Annotated in this window: 9 protein-coding genes and 2 pseudogenes; 8 read left to right on the top strand and 3 right to left on the bottom strand. The window is 61.9% G+C overall.

Translation table 11 applies throughout. From position 1 onward, the window contains the following. Positions 1 to 199, bottom strand: a 199-nt coding sequence (locus YY7_RS62615) for a hypothetical protein (RefSeq protein WP_028167086.1), incomplete at its 3' end; no start/stop codon positions are given. Between the two features lie 373 nt (positions 200 to 572). On the opposite strand from YY7_RS62615, the gene YY7_RS0133855 reads away from it, so the two are divergent. After that, positions 573 to 965: a hypothetical protein gene (locus YY7_RS0133855; RefSeq protein ID WP_196237366.1), complete on the top strand. Its 393-nt coding sequence runs from the start codon at positions 573 to 575 to the stop codon at positions 963 to 965. 300 nt (positions 966 to 1,265) lie between these two features. Here the strand turns inward: YY7_RS0133855 and YY7_RS0133850 are convergent, their stop codons facing one another. Then, positions 1,266 to 1,889, bottom strand: coding sequence for a TetR/AcrR family transcriptional regulator (locus YY7_RS0133850; RefSeq protein WP_028167084.1), 624 nt, complete (start codon positions 1,887 to 1,889; stop codon positions 1,266 to 1,268). A gap of 91 nt (positions 1,890 to 1,980) precedes the next feature. Here YY7_RS0133850 and YY7_RS0133845 point away from each other — a divergent pair, with 91 nt between their 5' ends. The 5 genes and pseudogenes from YY7_RS0133845 to YY7_RS0133820 all read left to right on the top strand — a co-directional run bounded on the left by YY7_RS0133845 (position 1,981) and on the right by YY7_RS0133820 (position 9,035). Next, a complete protein-coding gene (locus tag YY7_RS0133845; protein WP_155255417.1) occupies positions 1,981 to 3,060 on the top strand; it encodes an efflux RND transporter periplasmic adaptor subunit in 1,080 nt (359 codons plus the stop codon). After that, on the top strand, positions 3,057 to 4,130 hold the full coding sequence (locus YY7_RS0133840; protein WP_028167082.1) for an efflux RND transporter periplasmic adaptor subunit: 1,074 nt from the start codon (positions 3,057 to 3,059) through the stop codon (positions 4,128 to 4,130). Before YY7_RS0133845 ends, YY7_RS0133840 begins: the two co-directional genes overlap by 4 nt. Further along, positions 4,127 to 7,176: pseudogene (locus YY7_RS53615) on the top strand (efflux RND transporter permease subunit). The gene YY7_RS0133840 and the pseudogene YY7_RS53615 overlap by 4 nt, the downstream one beginning before the upstream one ends. A gap of 298 nt (positions 7,177 to 7,474) precedes the next feature. Next, a complete protein-coding gene (locus tag YY7_RS0133825) occupies positions 7,475 to 8,665 on the top strand; it encodes a patatin-like phospholipase family protein (protein ID WP_028167080.1) in 1,191 nt (396 codons plus the stop codon). Between the two features lie 49 nt (positions 8,666 to 8,714). Next, the gene (locus YY7_RS0133820; protein WP_155255416.1) at positions 8,715 to 9,035 is read left to right on the top strand and encodes a hypothetical protein; all 321 of its coding nucleotides are present in this window, start codon (positions 8,715 to 8,717) and stop codon (positions 9,033 to 9,035) included. Positions 9,036 to 9,533: 498 nt separating this feature from the next. Here the strand turns inward: YY7_RS0133820 and YY7_RS60875 are convergent, their stop codons facing one another. Further along, complete coding sequence (locus YY7_RS60875) at positions 9,534 to 9,992, bottom strand: hypothetical protein (RefSeq protein ID WP_155255415.1); 459 nt, start codon at positions 9,990 to 9,992, stop codon at positions 9,534 to 9,536. Positions 9,993 to 10,769: 777 nt separating this feature from the next. Between YY7_RS60875 and YY7_RS0133805 the strand changes: the two are divergent. Next, positions 10,770 to 11,297 (top strand): annotated as a pseudogene (locus tag YY7_RS0133805) (TolC family protein); the annotation flags it as partial. A 640-nt stretch (positions 11,298 to 11,937) separates the two neighbouring features. Then, on the top strand, positions 11,938 to 12,615 hold the full coding sequence (locus tag YY7_RS0133800; RefSeq protein WP_035691579.1) for a TetR/AcrR family transcriptional regulator: 678 nt from the start codon (positions 11,938 to 11,940) through the stop codon (positions 12,613 to 12,615). The last annotated feature ends 128 nt before the right edge of the window (positions 12,616 to 12,743 follow it).

Here is a 12,743-nt window from a genome sequence, read left to right as displayed (position 1 = left end):
CGGACGAGATTGATGGAAACCAACGATACAGCTGGACAAAGAACCAGCGATCATGGTTCGTGAGCCGGACGCGACCCTGCAGCCTCCGCCGCAAGACCATCAACTGATGTCGAAGCGCCGCGTTCTCAGCTTCCAGCTGCAACCTCGACCTGAACGGCGAGGTCACGACGGCCCGCACGAAACAGAGAAGCCCGATCATCCCGCCAACTTAGCCGAATCCGTCACATCATCAACTCGGACAAGGTTTTCGGTACACGCACCCTTGAAGACGAATTCGGTTGCGAAATTCCAGATGAGATAGCCGAAACGATGCTGACCGTCGGCGATGCAAGGGCTTTCCTGGAGGCAAGAGCAAAGACTTAGCTGGGCAAGCGGCTAGGCCTCTATCAGATCGGCCGCTGTCTCTGCCTTCAACGCTTTGAACGCCGGACACTGCTCCTTCGGATGGGTTTGTAGCTTCTGCAGTACCTTCCCAAGGCTGGCGGCTCAACGGCGCGTGCCAGCGCAAATGCGCCGTCCCGAGCGCCTCCTCGATTAACTTCTGAGTTCGTCCGCGCCATCCGGCGATGATAATGGTCGATTTCTTCATTGGGAGACGCTGGTCAGGACGCACGGTGAGCCTTGCCGGCTCGGCTCTGTTCCCGCTGAGTTTTGTGGGTCTGCTGCTAAACAATAGCTTCCACAGTGCTATCGCCTTGCCACACTTCATGGCATCGCCAGTGGCATTACCGCTGTTGCCCACGCAACACTGCCTCTCCAGCTATTCCCTTCCGGTGCTTATGCGGTGCATCGGCGCGGATGGCTGTCCCCTTGAACTTACATTTGCAGCCGTCCCCCCGGCATTTGCCGCGATGATGACGTCGGCGGGTCCACAAGCCGCGCTCTGGTTGGCGTTCTTCATCTCGATTTTCGCGCTTATTACGCTGCTGTGGTTTGGCCTGTTACATAACACCCGGCATCCGTGAGCCGGAGCCGGTTCATAAAACGGCAAGCCGCGAAAGCGAGACCAGCCGCCTTGTCAAGCCACGCCATGCGAGAGCTGGTACCGGGAGTTTGCCCGTCTCGAATGCGGCTCCCTGGGCGACGGCAGTCCCGGCAGGGTGCCGCGCTCAGTGAGTTCATTGATCGCTTGCACTTTGATGAAGCACCATGATCCAGCCAGTTACTCGGCGCCGCAGCGGTAGCGCTACAAAACGGTCGAGTACGGGTACCATCTGCTCATATCGCGGCCCATATTGACCACCGCTACGTCCGCTACCGTGGAATTACCGCCGCAGCATGCCGTGTAGCAAAAGATCGACGCTTGCCTCGGTAAAACTCTCAATTTCCAGCGTCTTCCGGCTTCCGAACAACATGGACCACAAGCTGAGCAGAAGAGCCGGGCTCATCACGATTTCCGTGTAAGTGGACGAAACCGATTCGCGGAATTCGCCTGCCGCGACGCCGCCGTCGATCACCGTCTTGAACTGCTCCATTATCGGCAACAGGAACTCGTCGTAGTGTCGCTCGACCAGTTCGGGGAAACGGCCGCCTTCCGAGATCAGGAAGCGCAGCACTTCGCGCGAGTCCCGGTTCGCCGCGATGTGTGCGTAGGTGAAGGCCATTAGTGAGCGCAAGCGCTCCGTGTACGAGCCCTGCAGCGTGCTGACATGATTCGTCAGATCGGGGAGGAAGGTCTGCGACTTGTGCCGGACCATCTCCTCGAACACGCGCTCCTTGGCGTCAAAATAAAAATACACCGTCCCTTTGGTCACGCCGGCACGTGCGGCCACGTCCTCGAGCCGGGTGGCTGAGTAGCCGTGCTGGACAAATTCTTCGAACGCCGCGTCGAGGATTTCGGCGGGGCGCTCGGCTTTGCGCCGGCTGCGCTTCTTTGTTTCGGGTGCCATTGCGAACTCCGACGATCAGCATCTTATTATTGACTTTCGCGTTAGTCAATAATACTGGGGTCGGCCGATTGGTGAAATAAGGCAACGCTTCATGCTTTCTCCGTACAGGATCGTCCTGCTGGCGCCGCTGGCGCTGTGTCTGGTCGGTTGCGGCAGCGAGCGAGACCAGCAGGCGCGGGCACCGATGCTGGTGAAGACCGAGCTGGTCCGCACGCAGTCATGGCAGAATGTGATCCGGCTCACCGGCGACGTACAGGCTCAGGTCAGCACCGAGCTGTCGTTCCGGGTCAGCGGCCGGGTGACCGAGCGGCTGGTCGATGTCCGCGCGCATGTGAACGCCGGAGACGTGCTGGCGCGGATCGATCCGACCGAGCAGAAGGCCGACCTTGCCGGCTCGCAAGCCGCGGTAGCAGCGGCGGAAGCGCAGCTCCGTGTCGCGACGGCGAATTTCGAGCGGCAGAAATCGCTGATCGACAATGGCTTCACCACGCGCGTGGCGTACGATCAGGCCGAGGAGGCGCTGCACACCGCCGAGGGCTCGCTGGAGACCGCCAAGGCGCAGCTAGGCAATGCCACCGACGCTTTGAGCTACACCGAGCTGCGCGCCAGCGCGCCCGGAATCATCACCGCGCGCAACATCGAAGTCGGGCAGGTCGCGCAGGCGGCGCGGTCCGCCTACACGCTCGCGGAAGACGGCGCGCGCGACGCGGTCATCGATGTCTACGAGTCGATCTTTCTGACGCCATGGGAAGGCAGCGCGGCGAAGTTGACGCTGCTGTCCGATCCGAAGGTGACGGCTCTGGCGCGGCCGCGCGAAATCTCGCCGACCGTCGATCCGCGCAGCGGAGCGGTGCGCGTCAAATTGTCGATCATCGATCCGCCGGCGGCAATGACGCTCGGCAGCGTGGTCGCCGCCGAGGGGCGAAGCAAGGCGGTCGACAAGATCATGTTGCCGTGGAGCGCACTGACGTCGGACGCCCGTGGCCCCGCCGTCTGGGTTGTCGATCCGCAGACCAACGCGGTGTCGCTCAAGAGCATCGTGGTGGACACCTATGAGACCAACTCGGTGGTGGTGACCAGCGGTCTGATGCCGGGCGACCGGGTCGTGACGGAAGGCGGCAAGCTGCTGCGCCCGGCGCAGGTCGTGACCTACGAAGGAGCGAAGGCATGAGGGCGCTTCGTGTCATCGGAGTCGCGGCCGCGTGCCTGCTGATCGCCGGCTGCGGCAAGAAAGCGGAGCGGCCGGACCCGATCCGGCCTGTGCTGTCGGTGGTTGTCGCGCCGCGCGAGGCGAGCACGCTCGCGGTGGTCGGAACGGTCGAGCCGCAATTCAAGACCGATTACGGCTTCCGTATGCTCGGCCGGCTGATCGCGCGGCCCGTCAATGTCGGCGACAGCATCGGAAAGGGGCAGCTGCTTGCGGCGGTCGATCCGTTCGCGGCCGAACTGGCGGTGCGGTCTGCGCTTGCCGAGGTGTCGACGGCGCAGGGCCAATTCGCCAATGCGAGCGGCACCGCCAACCGCCAGCGCACGCTGATCGAAACCGGAGCGACCACCAAGGCGACGCTTGACTCCGCCGAGCAGAGCAGTGCGGCCGCACAGGCCGCTTTGACGCGGGCACAATCGAACCTGACCAAGGCGCGCGAGCAACTCGGCTACACCAAGCTGGAGGCGGAGTATGCCGGCGTCGTCACCGCTGTCGGCGTGCAGGTCGGACAGGTCGTCAATCCAGGACAGACAGTGGTGACGGTCGCGCGGCCGGACATCCGGGAAGCCGTGATCGACGTCGCCGACGAACTCGCCGGCATGCTGAAGATCGGCGCGCCGCTGACGGTACGGCTGCAACTCGATCCTCAGATCAAGGCGGCCGGCAAGGTTCGCGAAGTCGCGCCGCAGGCCGACGCTGTAACGCGGACGCGGCGGGTTCGGATCACGCTCGACTCGCCGCCGGACACCTTCCTTCTGGGCTCGACCATCACCACGCTGATTTCCGGCAAAGCGACGCGCGGCTACGCGCTGCCGGCGACGGCGATCCTCACGGAGAACGGCCAATCGAGCGTCTGGGTGATCGATCCGGCCACCAAGTCGGTCAACAAGCGGGCGGTGCAGGTCGTCCAGATCGACGATAACTCCGTCGAAGTGACCGAAGGTATCAAAGCGGGCGAGCGCGTGGCGAGGGCGGGGGTGCATCAACTCAAGGAGGGCCAGCGGGTCCGCCTCGAAGGGGAACCGCAAGCGTGAAGAAGTTCAACCTTTCCGACTGGGCGCTGCACCACCGATCGATGGTGTGGTACTTCATGATCGCCTTCATGGCGGCCGGCCTGTTCTCTTATCTGGAGCTCGGCCGCGAAGAAGATCCGTCATTCACCATTAAGACGATGGTGATCCAGGCGCAGTGGCCGGGCGCTACCGCGGAAGAGACCACCCGTCAGGTCACCGACCGGATCGAGAAGAAACTCGAAGAGCTGGAGTCGCTCGACTACACTAAGAGCATTACCACGCCCGGCGAAACCACGGTGTTCGTCTATCTGCGAGACAACACCAAGGCGCGGGACGTCGTTCCGACCTGGGTACGCGTTCGCAACATGATCAACGACATCAAGGGCGACTTCCCGCAAGGCGTCGTCGGGCCCACTTTCAACGATCGCTTCGGCGACGTGTTCGGCAATATCTACGCGTTCACCAGCGACGGTCTCACCCAGCGCGAGCTCCGCGACCAGGTCGAAGACGTGCGCGCCAAGGTGTTGCAGGTGCCGAACGTCGGGCGCGTCGATATCGTCGGCGCCCAGAACGAAGTCATCTATCTGGAATTCTCGCCGCGCAAGGTCGCGGCGCTCGGGCTCGATCAGCGCTCGATTATCGCGTCGCTGCAGGCCCAGAACGCGATCACGCCGTCCGGCGTGCTGCAGGCCGGGCCGGAGCGCGTCGCCGTCCGCGTCAGCGGACAGTTTTCTTCGGAAGACAGCCTCAAGGCGATCAACCTGCGCGTCAATGACCGGTGCTCACCGACATAGCCGCCATTCATCGCGGCTACGTCGATCCGCCGACCTCGCTGTTTCGGTTCAAGGGGCAGCCCGCGATCGGTCTCGCCATCGGCATGAAGTCCGGGGCCAACCTGCTGCAGTTCGGCGAGGCTCTGAAAGAGAAGATGAAGCACATCGCCGCCGATCTTCCGGTCGGTGCCGAGGTCCATCTCGTGTCGGACCAGCCGCAGATCGTCGAGGAGGCGGTGTCGGGCTTCACCCGGGCGCTGTTCGAAGCGGTCGCGATCGTACTCGCGATCAGCTTCATCAGCCTGGGTCTGCGCGCTGGCCTGGTGGTGGCGATCTCGATCCCGCTGGTGCTCGCGATCACGTTCCTGGTAATGCAGTATTCGGACATTTCTCTGCAGCGGATTTCGCTTGGCGCGCTGATCATCGCACTCGGTCTGCTGGTCGATGACGCGATGATCGCGGTCGAGATGATGGTGGCGCGGCTCGAGGTCGGCGATTCGCTCGAAAAGGCCGCCACCTACGTCTACACGTCGACGGCGTTTCCGATGCTCACCGGCACGCTGGTGACGGTCGCCGGCTTTATTCCGATCGGCCTCAACAGCAGCGCCGCCGGCGAGTTCACCTTTACGCTGTTCGTCGTCATCGCTGTGTCGCTGGTGACGTCCTGGATCGTCGCGGTGCTTTTCACGCCGCTGCTCGGCGTCAGCATCCTGCCAAAGGAGATGAAGGCGCACCACGAGACCAAGGGCTGGTTCTCCAGCGCCTTCGACCGCGCGCTGCTGTTCTGCGTGCGATGGCGATGGCTGACCATCGGCGTGACGGTCGGCGCGTTCGCGCTGTCGATCGTTGGCATGGGCTTCGTGCAGCAGCAGTTCTTCCCGTCGTCGGACCGCAACGAGCTGATCGTCGACTGGAATCTGCCGCAGAACAGTTCGATCGCCGAAACCAGCGCGCAGATGGCGCAGTTCGAGCGCGAGGCGCTGCAGGGCAGGGATGGCATCGATCACTGGTCGACCTATGTCGGGCGCGGCGCGCCGCGTTTCGTGCTGTCGTTCGATGTGCAGCCGGACGACAAGTCATTTGGCCAGATGGTGATCGTGACCAAGAGTCTCACTGATCGCGATCGGCTGCAGCCCGAACTGCAGGCGTACCTGAAGAAGACGTTCCCGGGCACGGACGCGCTGGTGAAGCTGCTCGACATCGGTCCGCCGGTCGGCCGGCCGATCCAGTATCGGGTCAGCGGCCCGGACATCGGCAAGGTGCGCGAACTGTCGCGGCAACTCGTCGGCATCATGGCGACGAATCCTCATCTCGGCGACGCGGTGTACGACTGGATGGAGCCGGCGCGGGTTGTCAAGGTCAACGTTCTGCAGGACAAGGCACGACAGCTCGGGATCACTTCGGAGGATATCGCCTCGACTCTGAACGGCATCCTCGACGGTGCGTCGGCCACTCAGGTTCGCGACGACATCTATCTGGTCAACGTGTTGGGCCGTGCCAATTCGGCGGAGCGTGGTTCGATCGAGACACTGCGCAACCTGCAACTGTCGGGCAGCAGCGGGCAGTCGGTGCCGCTCGCCGCCGTGGCGACGTTCCGCTACGAGCTCGAGCAGCCGACAATCTGGCGCCGCTCGCGCCTGCCGACGATCACGCTCAAGGCCGGCATCATCGATAGCGCCCAGCCCGCGACCGTGGTCGATCAGTTGAAGCCGAAAGTTGCCGAGTTCAACGCCAAACTGCCGTTCGGCTATTCGGCGGTGGTCGGCGGCACTGTCGAGGAGAGCGCCAAATCGCAGGCGCCGATCGCCGCAGTCGTGCCGATCATGCTGTTCGTGATGGCAACGATCCTGATGGTGCAGTTGCAGAGCTTCCACCGGCTGTTCCTGGTGTTCGCGGTCGCGCCGCTGGCACTGATCGGCGTCGTCGCCGCATTGCTCCCGAGCGGCGCACCACTTGGCTTCGTCGCGATCCTCGGCGTCCTCGCGCTGATTGGCATTCTGATCCGCAACTCGGTGATCCTGATCGTGCAGATCGAAACGTTGCGCAACGAGGGCAAGCCGCCCTGCGAGGCGGTGATGGAAGCTACCGAACATCGCATGCGACCGATCCTGTTGACCGCGGCGGCGGCCAGTCTCGCGCTGATCCCGATCGCCCGCGAAGTGTTCTGGGGACCGATGGCCTACGCGATGATGGGGGGCATCATCGTCGGCACCGTCCTGACCCTCCTGTTCCTCCCCGCGCTTTATGTTGCGTGGTTTCGTATCAAGATGCCGGAAGAACGCGCCCGTTCATGAAAATGACAGATCATGCTTGCTCCTTGCCGCTGTGCCACGGTGGTCGCGTTCGGATGAGTCCGCTCGGCCGCTCGCGTCATCCGAAATGTGGCGACCGTGACGGTTTGACCGTCGGGGAGGGGGCGCCGAGCACTTGGCGCGTCAAGTTCGATGATCGCAGGACCATCCAGGCGATCTATCGGGACTATCTTGAGCGGGTTCCGCGTTCGAGCCAGCCGCATCATTCGGTGAATGCGACAGCCGATCGACACTGCGCCGCCTCAAATCCCTAAGCGATTGTGAACCCTCTGGAAGTACCATGCGTCGCATGTCTCGGCCTTTTGTCGTTTCGCTCGTCATCGCGTTGAGTTGGATGCTGGCGGCGTGCGCGTCGCCGCCGCGCGTGCCGTATACGGCCGCGGAAGCGAATGCCGCGCGGGTCCTCAACCTGGACGATCTGCGCCGCTACGCCGACGAGCCGGCCTCCGCATTCGGGCGGACGAAATTGGCCGCGGGTCCTCGCAACTATCTGGCCTTGTCGGGTGGCGGCGCCGATGGCGCCTACGGGGCCGGACTGCTCAACGGCTGGACCGCGGCCGGCACGCGTCCGTCATTCTCGATCGTCTCCGGGGTTAGCACCGGCGCGCTGATCGCGCCGTTCGCGTTCCTGGGTCCGCAGTACGACCCGGCCCTGCGAGAGTTCTATACCAGCGGCATTGCCGAGACTCTGCTGGACTCGCCGAACCCGCTCAACGCAATTTTCGGTTCCGGCCTGTTCGGCAACAAACGGCTGCGCGAACTGGTGGCGCAATACGTTAATGAGGATTTCGTCGCCGCGGTCGCCACCGAATATGGCAAGGGGCGGTTGCTATTCGTGGTGACGACGAATCTGGATTCGCAGCGCGCCGTGATTTGGGATCTCGGGCGCATCGCGTCGCTGCGCACGCTGGACTCGCTCAACCTATTCCGCGACGTGGTCGCGGCGTCGGCGAGCTTGCCGGCGGTGTTCCCGCCGATGCTGATCAATGCTGAAGCCGGCGGCGCACGGTTTCAGGAGATGCATGTCGACGGTGGTGTGACCGCGCCGGTGCTGACGCTGCCGGAGGCCTATCTGCTGCGCAATGCATCGGGCAAGTCGTTCGATCTGCAACTTTACATTCTGATCAACAACAAGATCGAACCCGAGTTCCAGGTGGTTGCAGACAAGACGCTGGAGATCGCCGGACGCTCGTCATCGACGCTCGTGAAGACGCAGACGCGTTCGATCTTGTTCACCACCTACGAGTTCGCCCGGCGCAACAAGTTCGGTTTCAACCTGAGCTACATCGAGGCCGCTCGTCCGTTGTCGCCGCCGGGCTTCAACACCGCCTACATGCGCGATCTGTTCCAGTACGGCTACGACAAAGCACTGTCCGGCCACGCGTGGGTGAAGGCGCCTCCGGCGGATGCGCCGCCTGCGCCGCCGATAGCCGAGGCGAGTCCGGAGCGGCAGTTGGCTGGCGCAAACTAACAGGGTAACCCGACCTTGATGTGCCGCGTCGACGAGCAACGAGGCGGCGATGTCTGCACGAAGCCTTCTGGCCCCGTCTGTGATGGTGCTGCATCTGATTGGGCGGGGGACGCCGGGCGCACAGGCGGCGCGGGAGACCGAGTTCGTTGAGCGCGGGCCGGCGGCAGCCGGCAAGCCCGAACTCGTCGTCGGCAGCATCCCTTCGGGAGCCGACCTCGTCGCCATGGTCGAGCGCCACATTGGCGGCGCGGGTGTACGACGTCGCGCTGAAGGATCGGGGCGGGACACCGTTCTTCGAGATCAGATCGATCAAGGACGGCCAGGTCTGGGATACGGCGGCCGACGTGAAAGCACGACATCCAGTCTGTAACCGATGAGACAGCCCGGGATTGAGGTAGGTGTCGGAGATCATCGCAAATTATTGCGCAATGATTGCATCCGCTGCGAGCAGGGCGGCCCTCTTTTCGACGAGATGAAACGGTACGGTAACGTTTTAAAGAGGCTCCCTATTCTTTGGAACGGCAGCTGTGAGACGTGGTTGGCGCAAGTTCTCTCCGCCCGGATCGGTTTCGATCTCGCAGAGGTTCCTCCATGGCTCAGCTCGTTCGTTCTCGTCCCGTTATATCCGGCGCGGTATTCGTCACCCTGGGGCTCTTCTTTCCAGTCGGCGCTTAGGAATTGTCGCCGGGCGTGTCCATGAACTAAGCGGACCGAGAGAATTGTCCAAATTCCCTGCGCAGTGCTCGGGCGAATGCATCAGCGGCCCTAAGTGTTGGCGCTTCGTGCGATCCGCCGGCCGCAGTGGGGACGAGGCGGAAGGCGGCAGTCACTCAATGGCCAGCAGAGAAGGTCGCACGAGCGAAGATCATCAACGAAACATCGGTTCACCCGAGGCCTCGCGAGCGGTTCGGCCAATTCGCTGGGGCGAGGAGGACGGTGACCGTGCCATGCAACTTCTGACAAGTGGCGCGCAATACGCTTTCGGTGAAAGCGCAGCATCGGTTTCGCCGGTGTACCGGATGCTTGTCACACGACCTTTGTCCAAGCGAGCCGTGAGATGGCAGTATCCGCCGCCAGAAAGACTGAGCCCGCCACCGACCGGGGACGCAAGGCTGAGCCCGCCCGAATTCGTCGATGTTCCGTCGTAGGAAAGGATCGTGGTCTCGTCAAACTTGTCTTTGCGATTTGGCACACCAAGGCAGCTTTCAAGATCCTTCTGCTGAAGCCCCAGCAGACCGGTCTCTGCCTGCTGTGCGACCTCGGAATCCGCGATTGCGCAACCCACGACAACGAACGCGGTGACGAGAGAGAGGATACTCAGTTTCATGGCAGCGTGAGGTATCCGTGAGGAGGGGGCGGTCATGAACTGCGCACCAGGACTGCAACGCTAGGTCGGCGGAAGTGATCCCGCCGCCCTCGCTCCGAGCGCGACATGAACCTATGTTCTTTTATGGTATACGGCACCGTATCCTTTTTGCAAGAGCAAGGCGGAGCTTCCTGGAATCACCAAAGAAGGCGCTCCTTCATCCAAGGAAGTTGCTGGCGCGGACCGATCCTGTTCCAATGGAGCATCGACATCGATCTGACCTGCCTGGCGCGAGATTAAACCGCGATGCCCAACGTATCGTCGCGGGTCAATCTCGTGCAGCCGCCCGTCAGATCTGATGTAAGTTCCACGCGCTCAGTGCTTGCGGCAGATGTTCGTTCATAGTATACGGTACGTTACCGATCACTTCTTCGGTTGGCCTGTCCTGCGGGACGCTGCGTTCCGCCCATGCATCAGTAAATTCGTGTCGCGACGGGAACGGTAGTGTCGAGCGGTCAATCAGGTGACGATCATCGCGACGAACGAAACGACCATCAAGCCTCTGACGAGGACGCTCGGCATCACGATGGAGCCGAGCCGAAATCGATTCTGAAGCGGCGGCCGCTCGCCGGGCCCTGGTCGTCTTGGCGGTGGCGGGGTTTGGTTCGGCTTGTACTATTGGAGGACCGGGCGCTTTTTTCAAAGCACAAATGACGCCTAGGTTCGTGCGGACCAGGTCGCGATTTCTCCAAAAATCTCTGGGTATGTGGCGAAGTTGCTGGTGGTCGCGCACGTCTCGCCGCGAGCAACGCCTCCAGTCGCCTGGCGGTATCTGAGCTGTGTCCGAGGGTTACCTTGCTGGGGAATGTCGGCTACCTTGCCCCGAATGAGACGAGTTTCGGTACGCCTGCCTCGCTAGTCTATAATGTCGAACCCAGCTTGCAGTGGAATATCCTTGACTTTGGACGTACGATTGCGCGCTTCGCGGAAGCGAGGCCTCGTTCGACGAGAGCCTCGCGAGCTATAGGCAATCGGTTCTTTCTGCGCTCCGCGACGGCGCTTTCCCGCTTCGCACATCAGAGGCAAACGGTCAGCAAGCTGGCTCAAGCGAGCGCGACAGCCGAGCACGCCGCAACTCTTACGCGGGAGCGCAACAAGGCCGGGGCCGTCAGCTTGATCGACTTGCTTGATGTCGAGAGGCAGCGCTTGCAGACCGAGCAGAGCTTGCCGCAAGCCCAGGTCCAATTGACCAACGACTTCATCTCGCTGCAAAAGGCGCTCGGTCTGGGTTGGTCCGCACCGACGATCACAGTAGCTTCTGAATAAGGCTGCGATGGATGTAGATTGGTTTGAGTGTCCCGGCTGGTTGCCAACCCTCACTCGGTCAGGATCTCAACAAGCCGTACACGGATCGGTCTAGGTAGTCCGGCTCGCGGCGACTGGTTGAGGCGGCGAGTGACGGAGTTCCGGAACCCACGCTGCTCTCGGAGGGTCGGCTCGGCGCGTCGATCATAGGTGGTTCTCGATCTGACAATCCATTCCCGCCTCGCGGTGGGTTCTCTGGACGACCGTCTCGTTCGGCGTTGGGAGCCGACTTTCTCGCGCGTCTCCGGCCCGGGCCGCGAAGGCCTTGCCGTTTCTGTCGCCCTTCTTCGGAACACGTCGCCCAGAGTTCGTCGGTAAACTTGCCCAAACTCCAGGCAGCTGCTATCAGCGCTACGAGGGTTAAGTAATTCGTTCCAAGTGTGAGCTTGTCGGTGTCACAAACGACTGCCTGTGACGGGCCGGGAGACAGATCTAGCCTCGCTTTGTGTTGGCCCAGGTAACGATCAAAGTACGTGATTTGCCTCAACGTCACGAGGTCTGTTGGCGATCAGCAGTGGTATTCGCCAGAAGAGCCGTAAAGATAAGATTGCGCTCATTCTGCACATACAGCAGTGATATTATTCGGAGTTTGGCAGACAACATGAAGAAGGCGAGTGTTCGAGCGAAGCGGCCGATGTCCTCGGGCCATCGGGGGGGACGGCCCTCGGCAAGCGAGTCGCTTCAACTCACTGAACACATCATCGAGATTGCGACGCAATTGTTTCTCAAAGAAGGCTTCGAGGCCACGAGCATAGACAATCTTGTGGCCATTGCGGGAATCTCCAAACGCACGTTCTATCTACGTTTCGCATCGAAATCTGACCTGTTTACCGCGGTCGTCGTACGCTTTACCGAACAGCGGGTTAAGCGGCTGAACCTGTCGCCGGCAGGCCGAACGGCGGAACAGCAACTGGAGTCCATTGCCGTGCAGTTGCTCCAGGTGTGCATGGAACCTGACACCCTTGCGTTGGACCGGGTCGTTACCGCCGAGGTCAAGCGATTTCCGGAACTCGGCAGAATCATCTACGACTTTGGCTACCCGCAAGCGTTAGGTCCCGTGCGCAGGGTCATCGAGCAGATTTGGCCTAACAATAAGTTGGACGAGACCAAAATCGACTTTGCGGCGGAGTATTTTCTCAACGCGGTCGTTGTCGGACCCATGCGCCGCATCATTCTTGGTTTGGAGACCGCCCGACTGAATGAAGCGCGACTGGCGAAATTGAGATTTTCCGTGCGTCTATTCGTCGATAGCATGAAGAAACAGGTCGCCAGCCGCTAACACCGCAGATTTCTGGCATCCGGAATTAGGCGTTGCGGATCCATCAAGCCCCATCATTCCCCCCGGTCGTACCCCTTCGAGCTTGCCCGCAAGCTGCTCCAGCGGGGGCCGAAGGTGGTTTTGGTTCC

This window comes from Bradyrhizobium elkanii WSM2783 (genome assembly GCF_000472865.1).
Classification (GTDB): domain Bacteria; phylum Pseudomonadota; class Alphaproteobacteria; order Rhizobiales; family Xanthobacteraceae; genus Bradyrhizobium; species Bradyrhizobium elkanii_A.
The sequence above is the reverse complement of the archived record's forward strand: the minus strand, read 5'-3'. Positions and strand labels throughout refer to the sequence as shown.

Bases quoted from the DNA above. Each gene is read 5' to 3' on its own strand.
- YY7_RS0133825 (WP_028167080.1), top strand. From the start codon at position 7,475: ATGCGTCGCATGTCTCGGCCTTTTGTCGTTTCGCTCGTCATCGCGTTG.
- YY7_RS0133855 (WP_196237366.1), top strand. From the start codon at position 573: ATGGTCGATTTCTTCATTGGGAGACGCTGGTCAGGACGCACGGTGAGC.
- YY7_RS0133850 (WP_028167084.1), bottom strand. From the start codon at position 1,889: ATGGCACCCGAAACAAAGAAGCGCAGCCGGCGCAAAGCCGAGCGCCCC.
- YY7_RS0133800 (WP_035691579.1), top strand. From the start codon at position 11,938: ATGAAGAAGGCGAGTGTTCGAGCGAAGCGGCCGATGTCCTCGGGCCAT.
- YY7_RS60875 (WP_155255415.1), bottom strand. From the start codon at position 9,992: ATGAAACTGAGTATCCTCTCTCTCGTCACCGCGTTCGTTGTCGTGGGT.
- YY7_RS0133820 (WP_155255416.1), top strand. From the start codon at position 8,715: ATGTCTGCACGAAGCCTTCTGGCCCCGTCTGTGATGGTGCTGCATCTG.
- YY7_RS0133840 (WP_028167082.1), top strand. From the start codon at position 3,057: ATGAGGGCGCTTCGTGTCATCGGAGTCGCGGCCGCGTGCCTGCTGATC.
- YY7_RS0133845 (WP_155255417.1), top strand. From the start codon at position 1,981: ATGCTTTCTCCGTACAGGATCGTCCTGCTGGCGCCGCTGGCGCTGTGT.